Origin of the sequence: Methylobacterium sp. E-046 (assembly GCF_022829625.1) — a bacterium.
Lineage (GTDB): Bacteria > Pseudomonadota > Alphaproteobacteria > Rhizobiales > Beijerinckiaceae > Methylobacterium > Methylobacterium longum.
Window position 1 is genome coordinate 156,471 of sequence record NZ_JAKSYP010000176.1, and the last position, 23,624, is coordinate 180,094.

At 69.3% G+C, this 23,624-nt stretch carries 19 protein-coding genes, 1 tRNA gene and 1 pseudogene; 7 read left to right on the top strand and 14 right to left on the bottom strand.

Going from position 1 to position 23,624, the window contains the following annotated elements:
• Positions 1-2: 2 nt before the first annotated feature.
• A complete protein-coding gene (locus MKK82_RS17670) occupies positions 3-1,754 on the bottom strand; it encodes a sensor histidine kinase (protein ID WP_238287347.1) in 1,752 nt (583 codons plus the stop codon).
• Positions 1,755-2,565: 811 nt separating this feature from the next.
• On the opposite strand from MKK82_RS17670, the gene MKK82_RS17675 reads away from it, so the two are divergent.
• Positions 2,566-3,879 carry a polyhydroxyalkanoate depolymerase gene (locus MKK82_RS17675; RefSeq protein WP_238287390.1) on the top strand — a complete coding sequence of 438 codons (1,314 nt, stop codon included), beginning with the start codon at positions 2,566-2,568 and terminating at the stop codon, positions 3,877-3,879.
• Between the two features lie 31 nt (positions 3,880-3,910).
• On the opposite strand, the gene MKK82_RS17680 is transcribed toward MKK82_RS17675, so the two are convergent.
• A complete protein-coding gene (locus MKK82_RS17680; protein WP_238287348.1) occupies positions 3,911-4,693 on the bottom strand; it encodes a PAS domain-containing protein in 783 nt (260 codons plus the stop codon).
• A 1,358-nt stretch (positions 4,694-6,051) separates the two neighbouring features.
• A complete protein-coding gene (locus tag MKK82_RS17685; RefSeq protein WP_238287349.1) occupies positions 6,052-6,720 on the bottom strand; it encodes a metal ABC transporter permease in 669 nt (222 codons plus the stop codon).
• Positions 6,721-8,846: 2,126 nt separating this feature from the next.
• Here MKK82_RS17685 and MKK82_RS17690 point away from each other — a divergent pair.
• Positions 8,847-9,278: a hypothetical protein gene (locus MKK82_RS17690; protein WP_238287350.1), complete on the top strand. Its 432-nt coding sequence runs from the start codon at positions 8,847-8,849 to the stop codon at positions 9,276-9,278.
• Positions 9,279-11,263: 1,985 nt separating this feature from the next.
• On the opposite strand, the gene MKK82_RS17700 is transcribed toward MKK82_RS17690, so the two are convergent.
• The 3 genes from MKK82_RS17700 to leuC all read right to left on the bottom strand — a co-directional run bounded on the left by MKK82_RS17700 (position 11,264) and on the right by leuC (position 13,389).
• A complete protein-coding gene (locus MKK82_RS17700; protein WP_238287352.1) occupies positions 11,264-11,527 on the bottom strand; it encodes a hypothetical protein in 264 nt (87 codons plus the stop codon).
• A 297-nt stretch (positions 11,528-11,824) separates the two neighbouring features.
• A tRNA-Leu gene (locus MKK82_RS17705) sits at positions 11,825-11,909 on the bottom strand.
• 67 nt (positions 11,910-11,976) lie between these two features.
• A complete protein-coding gene (leuC, locus tag MKK82_RS17710) occupies positions 11,977-13,389 on the bottom strand; it encodes a 3-isopropylmalate dehydratase large subunit (RefSeq protein ID WP_243986361.1) in 1,413 nt (470 codons plus the stop codon).
• Positions 13,390-13,648: 259 nt separating this feature from the next.
• On the opposite strand from leuC, the gene MKK82_RS17715 reads away from it, so the two are divergent.
• Together MKK82_RS17715 and MKK82_RS17720 are read left to right on the top strand one after the other, a co-directional pair.
• Complete coding sequence (locus MKK82_RS17715) at positions 13,649-14,620, top strand: 2-hydroxyacid dehydrogenase (protein WP_243986362.1); 972 nt, start codon at positions 13,649-13,651, stop codon at positions 14,618-14,620.
• Positions 14,617-15,501 (top strand): AprI/Inh family metalloprotease inhibitor, encoded by an 885-nt coding sequence (locus MKK82_RS17720; protein ID WP_238287356.1) that lies wholly within the window; start codon positions 14,617-14,619, stop codon positions 15,499-15,501. The genes MKK82_RS17715 and MKK82_RS17720 overlap by 4 nt, the downstream gene beginning before the upstream one ends.
• A gap of 1 nt (position 15,502) precedes the next feature.
• Here MKK82_RS17720 and MKK82_RS17725 read toward each other — a convergent pair whose 3' ends face one another.
• From MKK82_RS17725 to MKK82_RS17740, 4 genes are all read right to left on the bottom strand, one after another.
• Positions 15,503-16,117 carry a cytochrome b gene (locus tag MKK82_RS17725; RefSeq protein ID WP_238287358.1) on the bottom strand — a complete coding sequence of 205 codons (615 nt, stop codon included), beginning with the start codon at positions 16,115-16,117 and terminating at the stop codon, positions 15,503-15,505.
• A gap of 66 nt (positions 16,118-16,183) precedes the next feature.
• Entirely contained in the window at positions 16,184-16,768 is a 585-nt protein-coding gene (locus MKK82_RS17730) for an NAD(P)H-dependent oxidoreductase (protein WP_238287361.1), read from the bottom strand.
• Between the two features lie 163 nt (positions 16,769-16,931).
• Complete coding sequence (locus MKK82_RS17735; protein ID WP_243986363.1) at positions 16,932-17,591, bottom strand: class I SAM-dependent methyltransferase; 660 nt, start codon at positions 17,589-17,591, stop codon at positions 16,932-16,934.
• A gap of 2 nt (positions 17,592-17,593) precedes the next feature.
• Complete coding sequence (locus MKK82_RS17740; RefSeq protein WP_373323324.1) at positions 17,594-18,718, bottom strand: glycosyltransferase family 4 protein; 1,125 nt, start codon at positions 18,716-18,718, stop codon at positions 17,594-17,596.
• Between the two features lie 175 nt (positions 18,719-18,893).
• On the opposite strand from MKK82_RS17740, the gene MKK82_RS17745 reads away from it, so the two are divergent.
• Complete coding sequence (locus tag MKK82_RS17745; protein WP_238287365.1) at positions 18,894-20,153, top strand: DNA topoisomerase IB; 1,260 nt, start codon at positions 18,894-18,896, stop codon at positions 20,151-20,153.
• A gap of 37 nt (positions 20,154-20,190) precedes the next feature.
• Here the strand turns inward: MKK82_RS17745 and MKK82_RS17750 are convergent, their stop codons facing one another.
• Together MKK82_RS17750 and MKK82_RS17755 are read right to left on the bottom strand one after the other, a co-directional pair.
• A complete protein-coding gene (locus MKK82_RS17750; protein ID WP_243986364.1) occupies positions 20,191-20,877 on the bottom strand; it encodes a LuxR C-terminal-related transcriptional regulator in 687 nt (228 codons plus the stop codon).
• A 212-nt stretch (positions 20,878-21,089) separates the two neighbouring features.
• Positions 21,090-21,983, bottom strand: a complete 894-nt coding sequence (locus MKK82_RS17755) for a GGDEF domain-containing protein (RefSeq protein ID WP_238287369.1) — start codon at positions 21,981-21,983, stop codon at positions 21,090-21,092.
• 72 nt (positions 21,984-22,055) lie between these two features.
• Here MKK82_RS17755 and MKK82_RS17760 point away from each other — a divergent pair, with 72 nt between their 5' ends.
• A complete protein-coding gene (locus MKK82_RS17760; RefSeq protein ID WP_243986365.1) occupies positions 22,056-22,409 on the top strand; it encodes a hypothetical protein in 354 nt (117 codons plus the stop codon).
• On the opposite strand, the gene MKK82_RS17765 is transcribed toward MKK82_RS17760, so the two are convergent.
• Both MKK82_RS17765 and MKK82_RS17770 read right to left on the bottom strand, forming a co-directional pair.
• On the bottom strand, positions 22,384-22,791 hold the full coding sequence (locus MKK82_RS17765; protein ID WP_238287374.1) for a hypothetical protein: 408 nt from the start codon (positions 22,789-22,791) through the stop codon (positions 22,384-22,386). The genes MKK82_RS17760 and MKK82_RS17765 overlap by 26 nt on opposite strands.
• A gap of 161 nt (positions 22,792-22,952) precedes the next feature.
• The gene (locus MKK82_RS17770) at positions 22,953-23,177 is read right to left on the bottom strand and encodes a hypothetical protein (protein ID WP_238287375.1); all 225 of its coding nucleotides are present in this window, start codon (positions 23,175-23,177) and stop codon (positions 22,953-22,955) included.
• A gap of 247 nt (positions 23,178-23,424) precedes the next feature.
• On the opposite strand from MKK82_RS17770, the pseudogene MKK82_RS17775 reads away from it, so the two are divergent.
• Positions 23,425-23,624, top strand: a pseudogene (locus MKK82_RS17775) (Holliday junction branch migration DNA helicase RuvB); the annotation flags it as partial.

The following is a 23,624-nucleotide window of genomic DNA, read 5'->3' on the forward strand; positions in this document are numbered from 1 at the left end:
GGTCAGGCCGGAAGTGCCCGCGCTTGTCCGGCCGAGGGATCCCGGAATGAGGTGAAGCGGTCCGGCTCGTCGAGGGGCACCTCCAGGGTGCAGCGGACACCCTCGCGCCGGAAGGTCAGGTCGACGGTTCCGCCGAGTTCCCGGCTGATGCCGCCGGAGATCAGGCGCGTGCCGAAGCCGCGGCGCTGCGGTTCCGCGACGGGTGGACCGCCGCTCTCCCGCCACTCCAGCGCCAGCTTCCGGGGGCGCGCACCCGTGGGGCCGTCCGCGGTGAGGATGCGCCACGTGATGTCGATCCGCCCCCCTTCGGCGGCGAGCGCCCCGTACTTGGCGGCGTTGGTGGTCAATTCGTGGATCGTCATGCCGAGCGCCAGGACGTAGCGGGGCGGCAGTTCGAGGTCGGGGCCGGACAGCCCGAAGCGGCTGGGCTCCGGCGTCTCGAAGGGTTCGAGGGCGCTCTCCAGCGCCGCCCGAAGGGAAGCTCCGCTCCAATCGTCGCGCGAGAGCAGATCGTGGGATTTCGACAGCGCCAGGATGCGCCCCTCCAGGCGCTCCCCCCGGTCGTCGTCGCGTCGCCCCTGCCGCGCGAGGGACTGGACGGTCGCCAGGGTGTTGCGCACCCGGTGATCCAACTCATGCAGCATCAACGCCTGCCGGTCCTGAAGGCGGCGGCTCCGGTCGATCTCCGCGCGCAACTCGCCTTCGTGGGTCTGCAGCGCGGCCGCCATCGCGTCGAACGCCTGGCCCAATTGCCCGAACTCGCCTGGACCGGTCAGGCCGCTGCGCGCGTCGAGCGCACCGGCCCGCCATGACGCCGCAGCCTGGAGCAACCGCCGGACCGGTTGCCGGATGAAGGCACGCCCAGCCAGCAGGGCGGCCGCGATCGCCAGGGCGGCACCGAGGCCGATCAGCACCAGACCGCGCCGCGTGGCGGCGTCGATGTCGGCGAAGGCCGTGGCCGGCGAGAACGCCACCGAGACCGTGATCGAGTCGAGGTCGTCCGGACTCGACTCGGCCACGGCCGTGATCCGCGGATTGCCGTTGAGGCCGGGCAGATCCGCCACGTCACCGCGGTGGCGGGTCAAGGAGTCCCAGAACGGCGGCGGCAACGCCTTGCCCACCCATTCGTCGTGGCCCGGCAGCCTCACCAGGACCGTTCCGTTTCGGTCCGCTACCGTCAGGGTTGCATCGGGGGGCAGGCCGGCCGCGGCCTGGCGCGCTGCCAGATAGCTCAGGTCGATGCTCGTGAGCACGATGCCGTCGGGTTGACCGCCCACGCCGGGGATGGCCACCGCGAACTGGATGGTCGGCCTCCGGGTCACGCGTCCGGACACCACGTTGCCGACCGCGAAGGCCCCCGTGCGCATCGCATCCTGGAAGTAGGACCGGTCCGCGATCGTGTAGGCGCCCGGTGACGACCCGAGGGTGTTGCAGCGGATCTTCCCGTCCGGGTCGGCGACCCCGAAGAAGAACGAGCCGGGGACTTTGTTGACGACGCGGCGGAGGTAGGCCGTGCAGGTCTGCGGGTCCCGGTTCCGGACCTCCGGCAATTCGGACAGGATGCCGAGGATCTGCTGGGCGCCGCGCCCGTACTGCCCGAGGTCGGCCGCGACCCCGCGGGCGGTCCGCATGGCCTCGCTGCGAACCGCCGCACCCCGCGCGGTGCGCAGGGCGTACTCGTTGTAGCCCTGGATGGCGAGCGCCGGCACGAGTGCCAGTCCCACGAGCCCCACGATCCGCTTCGTCAGTGACATCGAGGGCGCCGTCCTCCTCCCGGGTACCCTCGCCGCGCGTACCGGGACCCCGGCGCGCAGATAGGCGGCGTCGGTCATTCGGAAAGCGCCCATGCCTGGACGGGGGCGGGAAAACCAGAGCCGTTCTCGCTATGCTCGGTTGTGCGGGACTTGCGTCGTGTCCCGGACGCTCCGGCCTCCCGACCGCCAGCCCGGCCTCGACGCCCATCAGCGTATCGGCCGTGACCCATCGCGGCGAGCACGGTTCGCGGCGGTTCAGGGCCCCGCGGCGTGTCACGCCCCCGTCATCGCCTGATGATAGGGACCGATCCACGGCGAAATCACCAGACCCTATGCCGCCACTCAGCCCGCTCGGCATGTCCGTGCGGGCTCTTGTGCGTGTGCCGCGGCCTTGACCCGGGCCTTGGGACGCAACCGTCCATTCGTCGCGGGGCGGGCGAGGCCTCCGATCCGTCCGGCGTCAGCCTTCGGCGTGTTCTGCGCCTGCGAGCTGGCCACGCGATTCGTAGGCCATCCGGGACATCCGAAAACGTCGCCGCACGCCGGCCCGGATCGAACCGCCACCGGTGCCGGTTGGTCGGCGCGTGACACTCGCACGCACGGACGGTCGCGCGCTTGTTGCTGCGGAGCAACAAGCCGCATCAATCCGCAGCATTCGGCCGGCCGTCTTCTAGTCAATTCCGCAGCGAGTGAGCATTTTCATGCTGCAGGCGCGGGCAAGAAAGTCCGTATCGGCTCGGAACCGCATCATAATGCAAAAACGTTAGGCGTTTCAGAGTTGAGCGGTTCGGCCGCCAGAGGACACATTTGTATGCTGTACCTGATGCGCGACGCCTACGACCAGATGCTCTCGCCCATGCGGGTGGCCGCTGAGCTGGCACGGACGGCCTGTGAGAACCCGTTCAGCCCGCTCTCCTATGCGCCCACCAGCCGAGCCGTCGCGGCCGGCTGTGAGCTGTTCGAGCGGGCCACACGCACCTACGCCAAGCCCGCCTTCAACCTGGCGGTCCCCGAGCGCGTGGTCTGGGAACGTCCGTTCTGCCGCGTCCTGGCCTTCGGCGAGCCGTCGACGAAGCCGAAGCTCCTGCTGGTGGCTCCGCTATCCGGGCATTACGCGACGCTGCTGCGCGGCACGGTCGCGGCCTTCCTCGAGACGCATCAGGTGTTCATCACCGATTGGGCCGATGCCAAGAAGGTGCCGCTCTCGGCCGGTCGCTTCGACCTCGACGATTACATCGACACCTGCATCGAGCTGTTCACGGCCCTGGGGCCGGATCTGCACGTCGCCGCGGTGTGCCAGCCCTCGGTCCCCGTTCTGGCCGCGATCGCGCGCATGGAGGCGGAGGAGCACCCGCTGGTCCCGCGATCCGCCGTCCTGATCGGGGGCCCCATCGACACCCGCCGCTCGCCGACGGCCGTGAACCGGCTGCCGCAGGAGCGGAACATTGCCTGGTTCGAGCGTCACTGCATCCATTCGGTGCCGTGGACGCATCAGGGTCACGGCCGCAACGTCTATCCCGGCTTCCTCCAGTTGGCCGGCTTCATCAGCATGAATCTGGATCGTCATCACACGGCCCACCTCGATATGTTCAACCATCTCGTCCAGGGCGACGGGGATTCTGCGGCCAAGCACCGCGAGTTCTACGACGAGTACCTCGCCGTGATGGACCTGCCCGCGGAGTATTATCTTCAGACGGTCGAGACGGTGTTCATCGAGCATCGCCTGCCCAAGGGAGAGATGCGCCACCGCGGCAAGACCGTCGACCTGAGCGCGATCCGGCGTTGTGCCCTGATGGCGATCGAGGGCGAGAAGGACGACATCACGGGCGTCGGTCAGACCCGTGCCGCACTCGACCTGACGCTCAACCTGCCGGACAGCAAGAAGGCCTACCATCTTCAGATGGGTGCGGGACATTACGGCGTCTTCAACGGCTCCCGCTTCCGTGCCGAGATCGTGCCGAAAATCGTCGCGTTCATGGAAGCGCACGGTGAGGCGGCGTCCCTGCCGATCACGCTCCCGGACGCGGTCGCACCGTCTATCGAAGCCGGCCGGGACGTGCCGGCAACGATGATCGCCGACAGCATCCTGGCCGCCCGCGCGATCACACCGGAGATACGCGCTTAGCAGGTCCGAAGCGTCCCGCGGCGCGGGACGCTCAGTGGGTCATGCCGCTTCCCCGCGAGGCGCGGGACCTCCGTCCTGCGGTGGCCTCGGCCTGTTGGCCGAAGAACGGCTTAGCCTGCCGTGTGAGTTGCTCGGCGCGCTTGACGAGGACGTCGCGTTGCCTCTGCCGCTTCTGCTGCAATTGAAACAGGATGCGTTCCCGCTCGTCGGCCGGGCCTGACCAGCCTTCGAGGCGCTCACAATCGCTCTGGAATTCGAATTCGACGTCCGCGAGGGCAGCCAGGGTCGATTGGAGCAGACCGGTCAGGCCGTCGAGTCCAGGCCCCGCATCGCGCCCAACCGGTGCTGCCGCGGTTTCGGTATCGTCCACGGGTGGCGTCGGGTTGAACCAAGTCAGCCGCGTGACCCTGAGGAGGACGTTGGATGCGGCGACGAGCTGCCCCGACGTATCACGCAGGGGCGTGGGGTACGGCATGAAGGGAATGCGCGTCCCGTCGGGCCGCTCCAGCATCGCCTGAACACCGCGCACGGGTGTGCCCTGCTTGATCGCCACGGCCATGGGGCACTGATCGAAAGGCAGGACCGCACCGTCCATCGTGTAGATGCGCCAGCACCCGCACCAGCGCGTCTTTCCGAGTTCCGGACGATAGCCCCACAGGTCCGCGGCCGCCTCGTTGTAATAGGTCAGCCAGCCCTCGGCATCGGTCGTGTAGACCGGTGAACTGAAATCCTTGAACGCGTCGGCACGGGACGGCTCACGATTCCAGTCGGCAGCGGGGCCTACAAACTCAAAGTCGTCGTCGTCCGGAAACATGCTGTTCTCCCTCGACAAACGGGCGAGGAAATGCCCGCCAAAGCATTCCGGTCGCCCCCCTCTGTCGCGGGTGCCTGGAGCCGCATTCACCCCCAAGAGGGCAGCAGCTCTTCAAGGACGCGGAACGCGTCGCACTCCAGATCGTCCAACGCTGCGCGATTGTGCCTCGAAGCTCCCGGGGGCGGTCGCTCCTTGACGCCATGACCGGCTTTCGCCGGTCTGGGCTCTCCCGCAATGTCTTGTACGGACATCGCTGTCTCGCACAGACCGAACCTTACTTCAAGAGCGTTTTATTGGGTTGTTCGCAGTATAAGGAGTATTTTCTCCGCCGGATGGAGCGGGTGCACAATTCGATTGTTTGCACGCCGTCGCAATGTTTTATCGACGGATGGGATTAACCACGCATTCGTGATGAAAGCTTGCGCGGCGCGCAAGGGCCCTGCCGTCGTACTGCGGCACGCCGGGCCTCCGCAGTGCCGTCTCCGGTCACGGGGGCGCGATCTTTTGCGCTGGCCGACGACGTGCTTAGGCAAGCCTGCACGATCGAGCTTGTCGCCGATGCGACCGTGGCCGCCACGCCTCGACGGCTACCGCGCGGTGGTCTGTCAGACGTGCTGCAATTCTTCACACGGGCTCGGCCGCCGCCGTTCGACCCTGCGGGCGTCGGCGCGGCCGTTCAGCGAGTTCAGGAGGACGACAGCGGGACGCGGCATCGGCGCGGGGTCACGGGCAGGCCGGCATCTGCCGACCGTACCGAGGATGTGTACGGCGCGACGGCACGCACCGAGGGCACCGCAATCGCGGGTCCAGAGCAGCGCCGCGCCGAGCGAGTGCCGGGTGTTGAGCACGGGCATCCATCGCGGCGGGAGCCGAAGCGGAAGATTCCCGCGGCTTCCAACGGCACGGCGGCGGGCGTCATGCCGGCCGGTACCAGGAACAAACCTGCCAGCGACCAAGCAGCCCCCACTGCCGATATGTCGCCCAGCCCGGAGCCGGATCCGCGCTCTCCCTCGTCCCTGTCTCTACGGACCACGTTCCGTGGATCACACGAAGTGCGCGGGCAGCGCCGCTGTCTGCGCGGTCTGGAGGAGGGCAAGGGCCAAGGCCGACATCATGAACCAAGCCACAATGCGGTCCGTCACACTCATGCCCCTGGTCATCATCCGGGCGGCCATCGGTCGTCCCCTCGTTCGTGCAGCCGGGGATCGGCTGTCCTGGGACGGCCTTATGGTTAAGCTGGATTGCGCCGTCATTGCTTCGGTTGTTGCGTGGGATCGCGGCAGAACCGTCGAGCCACCATTTGTCGTGGGTTGGGCCACCGGGATACCGGCAGGCCCAGCACTGCAGGCCGCCGCCCGCTACATCGGCGGCGTGACACCGTCCTTGCCCACGTTGGCCCGGAGCGCCGTCAGTGTGTCGCCGTGACGCTCGGCGGTGACGAAGACCTTTGCGCCGGGGCGGATGGCCGATTGATCAGCCGGCTCATAGGCCACGATCGGCGTCTGAGGCAGCACCGCCACGGTCTTCGCCTCGCCGTCACCGTAGGTCAGCGTGAGCATCTGCTCGCCGTTGGCGGCGCTGCTTCTCGAGACCGTGCCGTTGGTCATGGCGCTCTTGACCTTGGGCGCCGGGGACGCAGCGACCCTCACGGTACCGTTGGTCATCGCGCTCTTCACTCGTCCGCCGCCCGCCAAGGTGTCGGGGATCGTGTCCCAGTCGCGGTGCCCTTCACCGGTTCCACGCATGGCCTCGGGGAAGATGTGGATTTCCAGGGCGGTCGGCGGGTTGTCGCCCTTGGTAGCGGTCCCGACGAAAGAACCGGTGGTGATGGCGCTGAGGCTGGATTTCACCAGTGAGACGACCTTCGTATCCTTGGTCAGAGCGATGGTCGCCGTGCCACCGTCGATCGTGTGAACGGTCATCGATCCGGCGTCGACCGCCTCGACCGTGCCCCTGATGCGTTCGGGTGCCGACGCGGCCAGAACCGCGCCGGGCAGCGCCAGCAGGCAGACGACGGCCCGTCCCATGAAAAGCTTCACGCGGTCCTCCTGAGTTCGATCCGACAGTCATGTAGCGCGGGACTTCCTTCGCGCCGGTCCGGCGCCCTGCATTCGGTATTCATTCGGGCGGCGCGCTCAGCCCACCGCTCTCGTCGGCGCCGCCTGACGGAATTGCCACGCACCGCGGGCCTGATTCAGACGGTATGCCCCATCCTGCCCGCATCGCGGCTGAGCGCCCGCTCTGGACCCTCTCGGCAGCGGAGAGCCGCCGTCGTGTTCCCGGTAGACGCTGCCCGGTCTCCCGGCCGGACTGATCCCGAACCGGCGCGGACAGGTCCGCGGCGACACTGGGGTGCGTGCACGGTTTCGGGCGACGCTCCATCGCGCGCCATACATCGCCAGGGGTGCAGCGCCGTCGCCTTGACCGACGGGGCGTCGGCCGAAGTCGCGCGTGAACGGGAAATGGCGCGGCTATGTGCGGCCGAACGGAGTGATGATTTGGCCGCGCGCGCCGCCGTGACCGTCGATGTGGCTCCGACGGTTTCGGGTTGGCGCTCGGCTGTATCAGTCGGAGCGCGTCGGGGTCGAACAGCTGTTCGTGGCTCCGCGCAGCGGCTTGAGCGAAATGTCGATGATCCGATCTTGCGTATCGGAGCGAGGCCTGAGCCCAGGTTTCGATGGCGCAGGCTTTCCACGCGTGGTCGGGCGGACAGAGCCATGCGCTGATGTTCAGCAGCCGGACGATAGGCCGAACACCCATGGTTCGGGCGACGCGAACCGGCCGAATGCGAAGGTTCGGGCCAGATTACCCGGACGGCCTGCATCAACGGTGTGCACGAGCACGATTTTAAACACAGAGGACTATCGACGTTTCTTAAGCGTGCCAGGCTTGAACTGTCACGCGCAAATTCCAGTTCTCGGAGGATGTTACAGCGTGGTCCCATCTTTGTCGGCGACCTGAAGCCTGTCGGCGTGCCCCGGGCTCTCGCGGTCGTGCGGCCCGGTGACTCGCTGACATCCCTCGTTACGATCTCGATTTCCTGCCTCTCGACCCTCACGCTGCTCGCCGCGGGCGCAGCGTGGCTCGTCACGCACGGCGATTGGACGTCCCCGACATTCACCCTGCAGCCGGGATCGGCGGCATCCGCTCAGCGACCACATGCATCTGTTTTCCCGGCCTGGGTCGAGGTTCCGCACCTGACAGGACCGCTCGCGCACGCGAACGATCCGGACACGTTCTCCATCGCCGACGGACCCCGCACGTTCCTCGATCCGAGCCCTGCGGACGCGTACGAGCAGCAGATCTTCCTGCCGCCCCGCGCCAACCCCCGCCTTCCACTGATCGGCCGAGCGCCCCTCGATGCGACGCGTCTGACGCATGAGCTGCCGCCCGCCTGGAACGAACGCCCGGATTTGCAGGACATCGCGACGGTAGCCCCGCCATCGGCCGTGGCGACGCTCGAACCGGACGGACCGCAATCCACGCAGGATCGGGCCGAGACGACGACGGCACGAACCCTGCCGGCCGATCCGATGCCGACCATCCCGCCCCCGCGATCGGCCCCAGCGCGAGTGCCGACCGAGATCGCCGTTCGCTCCCCACCGACGATCAGCACTGCACCCCCGCTCGGACCCGTGGCGACGCTTGGCCCGGACCCGTCGTTGCCGGTGGTGGATCGAATGAGCCCGATCACGCCGCCCCGTGACATAGGGGCCGTGGTGGCGCCGATCCTGAATCCCGGGCCGGCAAGGCACGCGCGGTCGCTCAGGGGACCACGAGCGGCGGCAGCGGCTCCCCGGCCGCGCAAGCCCGACCGCGATGCCGGGCAGACCGCGAGCATCATCGGCCGATCGCCCTCGGCTCGGGCCGGGATCGATGCCGCCGCAGTCGCGCGTGCCTCCGTGCACCGGGCGCGAGCCCATCGTGCCCCTTCTGCGCCCCCATCCGCACCGTCCTCCCCCTGGACGCTGCCACCAGCCCTCGCGCCGACGGACTAGCCCAGGGCCGCGGCCCCTCGTTCACCTCGCGAAGAAGGAAATTTTCGATGTTCAGACGTTCGATCGCCTGCGCGGCCCTCATCTCGGCTCTGGCGGGGCCGGCTCTGGCGCAGGATGTGCCCGCCGAGCCGGATACCTCGGCGGCGACGTGGCAAATGCCCTGGCAGATCGCACCGATTGGCCCGGCCTCGGCGGCGGCCGGTGAGCAGACGATCATGTCGATGGTGCCCGGAACCGGTTTGGTGAAGGGGACCGCCGTCGCCCTGCAATCCATCGGACAGCCCTTGCCGGAGGTGCCGGGCCGCAATCGAACCGTCGACACCTGCCGCGCGACCGTCATGAGCGAGGCCGGCAAGGCCGGCATGAAGCAGGTCGAAGCGGTCTCGGCCGGTGTGGATAAGACGAACAAGAAGGGCGACTACTTCGCGCCGGTATTGTTCCGCATCACGTACGCGACACCGATGATGTACGAGGTGCGCGAGGCCACGATGATCTGCGTCGTGAACCGTAAGGGCGCCATCGTCGACGCCTACATGCCTGCCGACGCGTCGATCGTCGCGCAGTGGACAGCCCTCGGCCGCCGCTGAGTGGAAAGTCTCGAGCGACCGGCCGGATGCCGAGGGTCAGCCGAGCGTCAGACGAGCAGCACCGGGATCTATCCTCCGCGATCCCCGGTGCAGTCTCGTCGGCGCAGTCACGCGAGAGATTTGGGACGCCGCACGATCCGGCGTGCGCCGGATCGTGCGCCTGAGCGTCGGCTTCTCGTCCCCGCGGCGGGAGGAGACCTTGGGGCCGCCCCCGGGATCTCGACGCCGCCGGGCTACCTCCGGTCGTGATGGACGACGGCGACGCGATCCCCATCGGCACTGCCGGCCCTCCCCTATGCGGCGGCGCCGGATGCTCGCGGGGTGTCTGATGAAGGCGGCCCGCGGCGCGTCATCGGCGAAGGACCGATCGTAGCCCCGGGAGGACGCAAGACCTCGAAACGTTTTCGCTGAGGCGTGCGTTACCGGACTGCTATATCGACGAGGTTCCCGTGCGCCATCGCCCTCTCGCAGCAGCTCTTCCGCTCCTGCTCTTCTTCTCGGGAGCAGCCTTCGCGCAAGCGCCAGCAGCGGCTCCGCCTGCGTTAGCCCTCGGTTCGACCGGCGCTTGGGCTACGGTGACGGGAACCGCGACGGGTCGACCAGCCGACACCGTGACGAACGACTCGGCGGGTGGGGGCAATGCCGGTCAGCCCGAACGGCCGCTGCTCCAGGGCGGCGGCGGAAGGTGATTGTGAAGCTCCGGGCCTGGTCCGCCCGTGGCCGCTAGCCGTTGTCAGTCCGCTCTGAAGACCACGGAGGTGCCGAGGTCGCCCGCACGCGCGTGCCTCGCTCGTCCACGGGGCGGCAGGCTGGCCGGTCTCACAGTTGCGACGGGGGGCGAAACCGTGCCGACGGTTCTTCGGCCGTAACCGGAACGCGGATTGGTCGCTCAGCTCGCCGTCGTCCCAACGCCGATTGCGCGGTCTGCGGCAAGAAGGGCCTGGAGACTGAACCGGTCCGGACGCGGTGGTGAGACCGTCTCTATCCGAAAGGCTGGGCCCATACCGCGTTGATGGATGGCCGCATCGTCTCAGTTCTGACGCGGAAACTGCGGATGCGATAACGTCATCGACGTGGATAGCACCCCCGGGGCGCATCGGGCGCCCCGACGTCGCTACGAGTTGTCGAGCGCAACTCCAAACATGGTGCCTGAGGTGCCATAGCTCCAGGAGCGTATTGCGATGCGAGGACAGGCGATCAGGTGGTTAGGCTTAGGTCTCATCGCGACATATGCGATGCCTGCCTATGCTGACGTGAAAGTCGAGGATGCCAAGATCACGGGCGGTTATCTGTGGGTTCTCGGGTATGCCGACGAGCCCGACAGCGAAATCACCCTCGACGGCAAATTCCCTCAGCACACCGACGCGAAGGGCTATTTCGAATTCCGGGTCGTCTATCACCCGGCCACCTGTATCGCGACGCTTCGGACACCGAGACAGTCCCGCGACATCGTGGTCAGCGATTGCGGTCAGCAGGGGCCGCAGGCACCGGGGCTCGTCGGACCAGCCGGGCCATCCGGACCGCGCGGTGAGGCGGGGCCGCAGGGGGAGGCAGGTCCGAAAGGTGACAGGGGGGCCATGGGCCAGCCCGGTCCGATGGGTGCGCAGGGCGAACCCGGTCCGGCAGGTCCTCCGGGGCCGGCCGGTGTTGCCGGAGCAGTTGGGCCAGCCGGACCGCCCGGACCACGAGGACCCCAGGGAGCTCCTGGCCCAGTCGGAAAGATGGGACCGCCCGGTGCTTCTCCGGCGGTGAAATCTCCGTCGACCACAAGCTCAGTGGTCAAGCGCGGGACAACACATCCGCAGCCAGAACCGGAGGTCCCCCCCGCGGCGACCAGGGACGCTGAGCCCGGGTCGGGGAGCGCTGTCGACGATCGGTACTGAGCCACCGACGCATCCGTCGGCTTGTAGGCGCAGCTTCCGTTGACCAGGCGCGGGGGCAAGCCGAAACCCCTCCGATCGGGAAGGCAGCACCTGTGAGGTTGATCAGCGCGACCGATCGAACCCGCCCTGCATGCGGGGCAGCACGAACGGCCGCGTCATGAGCCGAAAGTTCGCGATGGGGATGCTGAAGATCGGGGCGATACTCGTGGCGGCCATCAGCACCGCGACCGCTTGGCTGAAAGCCGACTTGCCGCCGAAGGGCGCGCCCTCCGTCAACATGCCTGCGCCGAGCGCGCGGTACGCAGGGGGTTGAACGAGCGTCCTCTTTCCTGACTGATCAGCTGTACGGACCACCGAACAGGTCATCCAGCGCTCTGCACCGGAAGAGCGTGTGCCGCCGCCCGCCCTGAACTTCCGGCTGATTGGGGATTGTGAGGCAGCGCCGGGCCGAGAGGTCGGCGGCGTCGCGGCCTGGATCAGGCCTTCGCGCACCCTGCGGCAGCGCCCCGTCGCGCCCGGTCCGAAATAGCGGTCGGGTCCGGAAGCCCGACTCGGATCGGGCCATGTCGCGCTTCGTGCTGAGGCTCATCCGGAGGGGTGACCCGGCCTTGCAACCCGGTCAGCAACTCACGTCCAGCTGAAACATATCGGGCTACGGTAGAATGGTGCCCAGGAAAGGACTCGAACCTTCACCTCTCGCGAGACTGGTACCTGAAACCAGCGCGTCTACCAATTCCGCCACCTGGGCTCGCCGTCGGCCAGTGGCCGGCGACGGCTCCGTTTAGGCAACCGAGCCGTCGCCGTCAATCGCGATTTCAGCCCCTGGGCCAGTCCCGGATGTCGACGAAGCGCCCGGCCACCGCGGCGGCGGCGGCCATCGCGGGGGAGACCAGGTGCGTGCGCCCACGCGGACCCTGCCGCCCCTCGAAATTGCGGTTCGACGTCGAGGCGCAGCGTTCGCCCGGACGCAGCTTGTCCGGGTTCATGCCCAGGCACATCGAGCAGCCCGGCTCGCGCCAGTCGAAGCCCGCCGCCTTCAGGATCTTATCGAGCCCCTCGGCCTCCGCCTGGGCCTTCACCAGGCCGGAGCCGGGGACGATCATGGCGGACACGCCGTCATGCACCTTGCGGTCACCGACCACCCGGGCAACCTCGCGCAGATCCTCGATGCGCCCGTTGGTGCAGGACCCGATGAAGATCCGATCCAGGGTGATGTCGGTGATCCGGGTGCCCGGCGTCAGGCCCATGTAGGCCAGCGCCTTCTCCTTCGACTGCCGCTTGTTCTCGTCGGCGATCTCGGCCGGATCCGGGATGCGGCCCTGGATCGAGATCACGTCCTCGGGGCTCGTCCCCCAGCTCACCAGCGGCGGCAGGTTGGCGGCGTCGAGCCGCACCTCGCGGTCGAAGAAGGCGCCCTCGTCGGTCACGAGGCCCTCCCAGTAGCGCCGGGCGGCATCGAAGGCGGCGCCCTTCGGAGCCTTCGGCCGGTCCTTCACGTACGCGAAGGTGGTGGCGTCGGGGGCGACCATGCCGGCGCGGGCTCCGCCCTCGATCGACATGTTGCAGATCGTCATCCGGCCTTCCATCGAGAGGCCGCGGATCGCCGCGCCGGCATACTCGATGACGTGGCCGGTGCCGCCCGCGGTGCCGATCTCGCCGATGATCGCCAGGATGATGTCCTTCGCGGTCACGCCGTCCGACAAGGCGCCGTCGACGGTCACGCGCATGTTCTTGGCCTTGCGCTGCACCAGGGTCTGGGTGGCGAGGACGTGCTCGACCTCCGAGGTGCCGATGCCGTGCGCCAGCGCCCCGAAGGCCCCGTGCGTCGAGGTGTGCGAATCGCCGCACACGATGGTCTGGCCGGGGAGCGTGAAGCCCTGCTCGGGCCCGATGATGTGGACGATGCCCTGGCGCACGTCGAGGGCATCGTAGAACTCGATGCCGAAGTCGCGCACGTTCTCGGCCAGCGCCTCGAGCTGCGTGCGGCTCTCGGGATCGTCGATGCCCTGCGAGCGGTCGGAGGTCTGGACGTTGTGGTCGACGACCGCCAGCGTCTTCTCCGGGTGGCGCACCTTGCGGCCCGCCACGCGCAATCCCTCGAAGGCCTGCGGGCTCGTCACTTCGTGGACCAGGTGGCGGTCGATGTAGAGGAGGCTGGAGCCGTCCGGCTGGACATCGACGACGTGGTCGTCCCAGATCTTGTCGTAGAGGGTGCGCGGGCTGGTCATCGGTTTTCGTCTTCGGAGATGCGTCGGTGCACGGTGCTCGCGGAAATGCGTCATCCTTAGTAGGCATCGCGGGCGGTTTTCGGAAGGGGCGAAGCCTGCCGCAGCCGGATACCCGCCCGGCGCTCGCGGGCGGATGTCACGCGCGAGGTCCGGATCGACTGGCGCCGCCCCCCGCCGAGGCCCTATGGCGGGTGGAGGATCCGACGGCTTCGCTGGCTGGTCGGGAATGGCCGGCGAACGGCCGACTTGGGAGTGAAAGATGCCTGATGCCGCGGCCGACATCCTGTTCCTGCGGAAGATGCATCCGCTGGTCGAGACGTCGCTGGACGGGCGGCACAACGTGCATCGCCTCGCGGGCGCCGCGGATCCGGAGGCGATGCTGGAGACGATCGGGCCGCGGATCCGCGGGCTCTGCGTCGGCGGTCAGGTCGGCATCGACGGGGCGCTGATGGATCGTCTGCCGAACCTGGAGATCATCGCTAATTTCGGCGTCGGCTACGACGCGGTCGATGCCGCCGAGGCGCACCGGCGCGGCGTCATCGTCACCAACACCCCGGACGTGCTCACCGACGAGGTCGCCGACCTCGCAATCGGCCTCGTGCTCGCGACGCTGCGGCGCCTGCCCCAGGCCGACCGCTACCTCCGCGAGGGACACTGGCCGAAGGCGCCGTTCCCCCTCACGGCCTCGCTGCGCGGGCGGCGGGTCGGCATCCTGGGACTCGGCCGGATCGGCCGGGCCATCGCCAAGCGCCTCGAAAGTTTCGGCGTCGAGATCGCGTATCACGGTCGGCGCCGCCAGTCGGACGCGCCTTACGCCTATCACGACAGCTTGGTCGGCCTCGCGCAGGCCGTCCACGTGCTGATCGTGGTCGCGCCGGGCGGCTCCGACACCCGCGGGCTCGTCGACACGGCGGTACTGGAGGCGCTCGGCCCCGAGGGCATCCTGGTCAACGTCGCCCGCGGCAGCCTCGTGGACGAGGCGGCCCTCACCGCCGCGCTCAAGGCGGGCACCATCCTGGGCGCGGGCCTCGACGTGTTCGAGAACGAACCGCATGTCCCGTCGGACCTCGCCGCCCTCGAGAACACCGTGCTGCTGCCCCATGTCGGATCGGCCTCCGAGCATACCCGCGCCGCCATGGCCCAGCTCGTCGTCGACAACGTGATCTCCTGGTTCGAGGGACGGGGACCTCTGACACCGGTCGGCGAAACCCCCTGGGAACCGAAGGCGTGAGACGCACGCGGGCGCGGTTCCTGACGCTCCTCGCGCTGGCGTCCTGCCCGGCGGCGGCGCAGGAGCTGCCGGCAACGCAGGATTTGCCGGCAACGCAGAACCTGCCGGCGACGACCCCCGACCAGACGGCCCCGGCCGAGGAGGCGCCGGCCGCGCCCCCGGCACCGCCCAGCCTGCCGGGGAAGCTCGGCGAGGTGCCCGGCACCTGGGATCTCTCGCGCGACGGGAGCAACCGGCGCTGCGTCGTGACCCTCGGCCTGGAGAGCGGCGAGGCCGGTCGGAAGCTGCGCTTTCCAGCCGGATGCCGGCGCGCCCTGCCGGTGATGAACGGGGTCGCGGGATGGCTCTTCGCCGACGGGGCCGTGCGCTTGGTCGATCGCAACGTGCGCCCGGTTCTCGACTTCACCCGCCGGCCGGACCAGCGCAGCCTCGTCGCCCAGGCCGAGGGCGGCGAGCGCTACAGCTTCGTGCCCCTCGACATCGTGGCGATGCGACCCGGCGGGGCGCCGGCTGCCGAAGCCGAGCCTGCGGCACCGGCACCCTCCCCGCTCCAGGCCGCGCCGCCGGTTCCGGCCGGACTTGAGCCTGCTCCGGTCGCGGCTCCTGGTCCCCCCCCGGGCATCTACGCCCTCGACCGCTTCCAGGAACGCGACACCTGCCGGATCACCCTCGATGGCGGCGGTGGCGGCGTGACGATCGTGCCCGGCTGCCACGACGGTGGCCTGGAGGTGTTCGATCCGGTGCGCTGGCGCTACGCCAACGGGCGCATGACGCTCACGGCCAAGCGCGGCCACAGCATCGACCTCGTGCCGAGCGGCGACGGGCGCTGGCGGCGCGACCCGGAGGTCGGCACCACCTTCGTGCTGCGCCGCGTCGACTGACCTACCGGGCGCCGCCGCGGCCGTCCTGGACCGGGAGCATCCGTTCCAGAAGGCCGTCGCGGCGGATCACGAGATGCCACACCGTCCCGGCGATGTGCAGCAGCACCAGGGCGTAGACGGCCCATTGCCCGGCGACGTGGATCGACTCGGCCACCTTCTGGGCCGCCTCATCCTTCTGCAGGCCCGGAACGGTGAACAGCCAGAAATACGGGGTGTCGCGGCCCGAGAGCGCGCTCAGCAGGTAGCCGCTGACCGGCATGATCAGGAAGATCGCGTAGAGCAGCCAGTGGTTGACGTGGCCGATCAGCGTCAGGAGACGCGGGGCCTGCGGGTCCGGCGGCGCCGGCCGGACCATGCGCCAGACGATCCGCAGGACGACGATCGCCAGGATCGTCAGCCCCACGGACTTGTGGAGCACGAACATGCTGCCCTTGGCCGGCGACGGCGGCAGGCTGATCGCGACCCAGGCCAACGGCAGAATGGCGAGCGCCAGGGCCGCCGTGACCCAGTGCAGCGCCTGCGATACCGGATGGTAGCGGGGGAGTCCGGAGGCCGTGACGTAGGTGGCCGGCTGCGGCGTGATGGCCTTGCCGGACATGATCGGAGAACCTGACATGATCCCTCGCGGATGAGCGTGGTCCATCCGGGATCTAGGGCCTCTGGCCCTAGGGGGGAGTGGCCATCAGGCCGCCGCGCCGGCGTCGACGATCCGTTTCACGTCGAGCAGGGCTGCGAGTTCCGTCGCCGCGGCGCCGAGCCGGGATGCCACGGTCTCGTTGACCACTTGGCCGTCCACGAGGTCGTCGGAGCCGGCATAGACCGAGGTCGGCGCGACGTGGGACGCGAAGAAGCCGAAGAGCGGCCGCAATCCGTGCTCGACCACGAGGGCGTGGCGCAGGCCTCCGCCGGTCGCCGTGAGCGCCACCGGCATGCCGGCCATCCGGGCCGGATCGACGAAGTCGAAGACGTGCTTGAACAGGCCGGCATAGCCGCCCTGGTAGACCGGCGTGCCGACGATCAGGGCATCGGCGCCCTCGATCGCCTCGATCAGCCGGGCGGCCGCCGGGGAGAGGTCCTCGCGCTGCGTCGCGCCCAGGCCCGGTCCCGCATCGATCAGGTCGTAGACGGTCAGATCGATGCGGCGCAGGCGTCCCAGCTCGGCGCCGAGCGATTCCACCAGAACGCGGGTGCGCGACGGCCGCTTGGCGCTCCCCGAGAAGGCAACCACGCGGGCAAGCCTCGGCTTGTTGTTCGGCTCGATACTCACCGGGAACCTTTCCGCCGCAGGACGCCCCGATGCGGGACCGCGTACAATTCCGGCGCGTGCAACGGACGCGCCTCGGGCGACATGACGGTACCGCAATATCCCTGCGGATGAACACTCGGCGCATCCGCGCGCCGTCGCCGAACCGTTGGATGGAGCCCGATCGTCATGGCCGGAGCCTCCACACGTGGCTGCGCTTGATCTCGGCATCTTCGAGCGACCGCGATACCGGCACCGCGTAGGTCTCCAGGCATTCGAGCTGCTCCCGCGGCAGGTAGGTCCGGCCCGGATCGCCGATCAGCACGGTGGTTCCCCGAGCCTGAAGGCCGGAGAGCCACGCTGTGACGGCCTGCGCGAGGTCGCGCTCGTAGAAGACGTCCGCCGCCAGGACGAGGTCGGCGTCGGGCGCCCCGTCGAGGAGATTGCGGGACACGGGCTCGATGAGCTCCGCGACGGCGTTGGCGGCGGCGTTCAGGCCGATCGCCGCCGTGGCGAAGGGGTCGAGGTCGCTGGCGATGACGTGCCGCGCCCCCGATCGGGCGGCCGCGATCGCCACCAGGCCGGAGCCCGACGCGAAATCCACAGCCGTCGCCCCCGCCGCGATCTCCGGATGATCGAGGACGTAGCGCGCGAGGGCCTGTCCGCCGGCCCAGGCGAAGGCCCAGAACGGCGGCGGCAGCCCGATCTCCTGAAGCTCGTGCTCGGTCTTCTGCCACAACTCGGTCGCCTCGTCGGCCACGTGGAGACGGATCTCGGGGGCGTGCGGGACCGGCAGCAGGCGGGTATGGGCGCGGATGAAAGCGGTGGGATCGTCGGGCGCGCGCATGGTCAGGCGTCCAGCAGATCGCGCCAGACCGCGCGGACGCCGTCGGTGACGGCCGCCTCGGTGAAGCCGCCGGTCTCGATTCGCGTCCGCGCGGCCGCGCCGAGGGCGGCCAAGAGCGCCGGGTCGCCGCTCAGGCGGACCAGGGCGCGGGACAGGGCCGGCGCGTCGTCGGGCGGGACCAGCAGGCCCTCGACGCCGTCGCGCACGAGGCTACGGCAGCCTGGGACGTCGGAGGCGACGAGCGCCCGACCGCATGCGGCCGCCTCCAGCAGCGTGCGCGGCAGCCCCTCCCCGCCCCGGGACGGGAGACAGGCGACGTGATGGCCGGCCCAAACGGCGGATACGTCCTCGGTCGGTCCGTGCCACGCGACACCGTCGCGGCTCCAGTCGCGCAGCGCCGCCTCGGCGATCGAGCGGCGGTTCGACGGATCTGGCGCGCCGTACAGGGCGAGTTCGACCGGAGCGCCCTGCGCGCGGGCGAGGCGGGCCGCCTCCACGGCGACGTCGATCCCCTTGGACCAGAGCATCCGGGCCACCACCGCCACCCGCAAGGGCGGCAGCGTCGGCAGGGGGCTCGGGGCGAAACGCACCGGATCGACCCCGGCGCCGCCGACAACCGTGACCGATTGTTCCAGTGGATCCAGCCCGAGGGCGCGGGCGTCGTCGGGGTTCTCGAACAGGAAGCGCGTTCCTCGCGACGCCAGGGGACCGCGGATCAGCGTCCGCAGGGCGAGGCGCGCCGCGCTTCCGATCCGGTCGGTCCGAGCGCCGACGAGGCCGAGCCCGGTCAGGGCATAGACCCGGGCGGGGATGCCCGCCATGGCGGCGGCCGTGCCGCCGACCAGGATGCCCCGCAGGGCGATGCAGTGGACGATGTCGGCCTTGAGCGCCTTCAGGATCCCGGCGAGCTGGCCGGCTGCGTAGCCGGCCGCCATCGGGTTGAGGCTCGCCCGCTCCGCCTCCAGGGCGACGACCTGGGCGCCCGTCGCCTCGATGGCCGCGCGGTGGTCCCGCACCCGGGTGACGACGGCCACCGAGAGGCCCATCCCGATCGCGGCCCGCGCCATCGGCAGGAAATGCGAGGCGAAGAACCAGTCCTCTGTCACCACGAAAACCAGGCGGCGCATCGGGCTGGGCAGATTATCGGGTACGGGCGCGGAATCCATGAGGCTCCTCTAGCACGACGCGGCGCTGCATCCTGCGACCGATGCGCAGGTCCGGAACGGCGCTGCGGGCGGCAGGTTGACCAAGGCCTTCTTGCCGGGACCGGACGCCCGGCGGCGTATACCGGAGGGGTAGGCCATGGCGGTTGTCGAGACGGCTGAAAACGGTGGAACTCTCCGTGCCGCGGCCGAGGAAGCCGGGCTCGTCTACGTCGACGACAGTCGGCCCGGCCTGACGCGCAAGCGCAGCGGCACCGGGTTCCGCTATCTCGACGCGAAGGGTTCGCCCCTGCGGGACAAGGCCGCGCTGGCCCGCATCCGGTCGCTGGCGGTGCCGCCGGCCTACACGGATGTCTGGATCTGCCCCCGCAGCAACGGGCACATCCAGGCCACGGGCCGGGATGCCAAGGGCCGGAAGCAGTACCGCTACCACCCGGATTTCCGGCAGGCGCGAGAGGCGAACAAGTTCTCGCGGATCATGGCCTTCGCGAACGCGCTGCCGGCCATCCGCCAGCGCGTCGACAGCGACATGAAGGGCCCGGGACTCTCCCGCGACAAGGTGCTGGCCACCGTCGTCCACCTTCTCGAGACCACGCTGATCCGGGTCGGCAACGACGATTACGCCCGCACCAACAAGAGCTACGGGCTCACCACCCTGCGCGACCCCCACGTGCGGGTCGACGGCGCGGCCCTGACGTTCCGGTTCAAGGGCAAGAGCGGCAAGGTCTGGAACGTGGCCCTCAAGGACCGGCGCGTCGCCAGGATCGTGAAGGCCTGCCAGGACCTGCCGGGCCAGGAACTGTTCCAGTACATCGACACGGATGGCACGCAGCGCGACGTCACCTCTTCGGACGTGAACGCTTACCTGCGCGAGATCGCCGGCGAGGACTTCACGGCCAAGGACTTCCGCACCTGGGCCGGGACGGTGCTGGCGGCGCTGGCGCTGCGCGAGTTTGAGACCTTCGACAGCGCAGCCGGTGCTAAGCGGAACATCCGGACGGCGATCGAGAGCGTCGCGGGCCGCCTCGGCAACACGCCGACGATCTGCCGCAAGTGCTACATTCATCCCCAGGTGCTCGACTGTTATCTGGAAGGCGGGCTGCTCCTCCAGGTGAAGGATGCCGTCGAATCCGAGCTGAGCAACGATCTCTCCAGCCTGCGTCCCGAAGAGGCGGCGGTTCTCGGCTTGCTTCAGGTGCGGTTGGCCGCAGCCGAGGACGAGGCCCGGGCCGGGAAGCGGGTGAAGCCCGCCGCGAAGAGCGGTGGGACAGGCAAGAAGCCGCGCGGTCGGACATCCGCCAAGGCGGCCGGCTCCCGAGCGCGTCCCCCCGCGACGGGGGAGCTCGTGCCGGAGGCCCGGGCCGAGACGCGAGCCGAGACCCGGGCCGGCGCGGCCTGAGGACGGAGCAGCCCCATGGGGCTGCCCGAGATGTTCGTCAGTGACGGGACTGGTTGTCGCCGTTCGACGTCCGGCTGTCGGTGCCGCGCCGGACCTGTTCGCCACTCTCGACCACGGGTGCCAGACCGAGCTGGCGAGCGAGGGAGACCAGGTCCTTCAACCGGCCCGTCTGGGTCTTGCGGCGCAGGTTGAGACGATGGGTCTCGACGGTCCGCACGCTGAGAGCCAGACGCCGGGCAACCTCCTTGTTGCTGAAGCCGGAGCTGAGGAAGCGGAGCACCTCGGCCTCGCGCGGCGTGAGGCCCAGGCTGTCGGCCGGCTCGTTCGACAGGGTGACGGGCTGCTCCGGCGGCGCCAGGCAATCCGAACCCTCCGCGAGGGCGAGCAGGGCGGCCCCGAGGTCGCGAGGCGACTTCGAGCGCGCCACGAACGCGTCGGCTCCTACGGCCAGCAGGGCGCGAAGATCGTCCGCGGTCAGCGCGCCGAACACCACCAGCGTACGGAGGTTGGGCTGGCGCTCCTTCAGTCCGACGATGCGGGCGATTCCATCCGCGAGCCGGATCTCGTCGAGAAAGATCAGCGCGACGGTGCTGGCGGTATCGGCTCTTTCCAGGTCCGCTTCGCCGATCGTGTGGAGCTCGGGCATGTGCTCCAATGTGGCGCGAACAGTCGCGCTCAGCTCTTGCGGTTCATCCAGGATCAGAACGCCAACGGCCGTACTCATGACCTCGCACCTCTCTCTCCCGGCTTGATACAAGTGACCGGGCTCGAAGTCGAAGTTCCAAGATTCGTTCCAGCGAAGGTTCGCGAATATTAAGCTTGATATCGGCTGATTCGACCCAGTCTTTGGGATACTGATCGTTTTGGAGGGCCGATCTGAGACAGCCCGGCGATCCGCCCGCCGCGACTGTGCCGTTTTGGGACGGCGCGGCTGTGTCAGCTCGCGACAGCCAGGGCGTCGCCCGGATAGGACGCCACCCGGTTGCGGCCGCCGCTCTTGGCCGCGTAGAGGGCGATGTCGGCGCGCTTGACCAGGGCTTCGACGCTGTCGCCGTTGATCCAGGTGCTGACGCCGAAGCTGCAGGTCAGCCGGATCGTGCCGTGCGCGCCGCGGATGCGCTGCCTCTGGATGGCCGCGCGCAGACGCTCGGCCCGCGCGGCCGCGTCGCCGATGCCGCAGCCGGGCAGCACCACCGCAAATTCCTCGCCGCCCAGGCGGCCGGCGATGCCCTCGCCGGCGATCAACTGGGCGACGGCCTTGATGGCGACGTCGCCGACGTCGTGGCCGTGCTCGTCGTTGATGTGCTTGAAATAATCGATGTCGAGGAGGATTGCCGAGATTCCACCGGGTCGGCGGTGCTGTTCCGCCGCGTTGCGTGCCCGGTTGAAGAACGCGCGCCGGTTGTAGGAACCGGTCAGCGGATCCGTCTCGGCGAGGCGGATCAACTCCTCCTGCATGGTCGTCAGGCGCTCGGCCGCGCGGAGGCGGGCATTCAGTTCCTCGGCGCTCGGCGGCTTCTCGATGAAGTCGTCGGCGCCGCTGTCGAGGGCCTCGGCCAGGCTGCGGACGTTGCGGGCGGACGACATCGTGATGACGTGCAGCGGTCCGCGTTCCTCGGCGAGCAGGCGTGCCGCCCAGCAGAGTTCGAGGCCGCACAGGGGCCGAACCTCGAGACTCGTGATCAGGACGCGCACCGCGGGCGTCGCGGCGAGGAAGGCGAGCGCCTGCGCGGAATCCGTGAACGGGTGCACGGCATGGCCCCGCGGCTCGATCAGCGAGGCGATGATCTGGAGCACGACGCGGCTCGAATCGACGATGACGATCTGCATGGCGCGACCCGGATCTGATATCCGCGGTCTAAGTCAGAAGACTTAACCCACCACCAACGGGCTTATTCCAATATGAAGGTCGCCACGACGACGCCAGACCGGCGCTACATCGTCGTTCGCGGGCGCTTGTGGCGCAGCGCCAATCCCGCGCTGTCGCCCGAGCGCCGGGAAGAACTCGTCGTCCAGCTGATGACGGCCCGCCGCGCTGTTCAGGCCGCGAAGCGCGCGGAGCGTGAGGGTGGAACCGGAGCGGGGCCCGCCCTCGCCGCGGCCAGGGCGAACGTCGATGCGGCCAAGGTCGCCCTGGGCGAGCGCGGTCCGGTCTGGTGGGACGACGGCGCGCCCGACCTCAACCGCAGGCTGGCGCGCAACACGTCCTATGCCGACTGGTATGCCGCGATCAGCGACGGGGAACCTGAACCGTGATCACCCGGGCGCCCGCCGTCTGACCCTCCTCGAGGCTCCGGACCCGGTTGCGCCCGTGGGGGACAGCCGCATTGATGACGGTGAGCGTCGGTGCCGCCGCGGGCGGCGCCGCGATCCCCGAGACGGTCGGAACCCCGTAGGTCCCGTAGCTCCACGGAGACGGTACGATCTCGGAAGGCCGGGGCACGCGGGTCAGGGGGGCGCCGATATAGGACCCGCGCACGAACTCGCCGCCGAAGCCGTCATAGCCCCCGTACGCCGGGCCCCCGTAAGCTGCACCCCTGAAAGCCGGGCCGTACGGGTGCTGCCGATGGACGGTTTCCGCCGAGACCGGCGCCGCCAGGGTCAGGGCGAGAAGCGTCAGGGTCGTCCGGGTCACCATGGAAACCGCTCCGGTGCGCGTCGGCGCGAGCAGATCGCGCGGGATGCAGGGGAACGGACCGGAACACCGGCCGTTCCGGAACGGCAGCTGCGGAGATTGCGTAAGTCTTCGGTTGTGCCCAGGAGACGGGCGGGTGCGACGGCGATCCCGCGGCGGTGCGTTCAGCGGCAGGTCGTGATCCGCCGAACCACCCAGCCCTCGCCCTCGATCCATAAGCGGCGGCGCGCCCGACTGCAGGTGGCGTCGTCGTCGCGCTCGACCGCCGCGGTGTGGACCTGCGGGCTGGCCTCGGCGACCTTGGTCTCCGCTGGGCCGTTCGCGGCCTGGGCGGCGAAGGTGGCGAACACGGCGATGCCGGCCACGCCTGCGGCTTTCAATGAAATCATCATATCGGGGAGAAGCGCTCTGCGGCCGTGCTTGGGGATCGCTTCATGAATGCACGGGCCGCCATTTCGGTTTCATCGTTCGCGGTGGATGGTGTGTCCGCTCGCAGGGCGGTCGCCGTGCTTAGTTTTCCCGCCTTTCGCGGGTAAGGAAGAACAAAACCGGATGCGCTGGCGCCCGGGGCGGTCCGCGCTGTTCCGGAACGCCCCATCGAGGGCCTGTCAGGTTCGGTCCACGCAGCAAGGGTTCATGAGCAAGCCGAAGCCCCCGACCAACGCGCTCCTGACGCCGGAGAAGCGCGCTGAGGACGCCGACCAGACGATCCGTCCGCTGAGCCTGTCCGAGTTTATCGGGCAGCGTGCGGCGCGGGCGAACATGCAGGTGTTCATCGAGGCGGCGCGCCGGACCGGGCAGGCGCTCGACCACGTGCTGTTCGTCGGGCCGCCGGG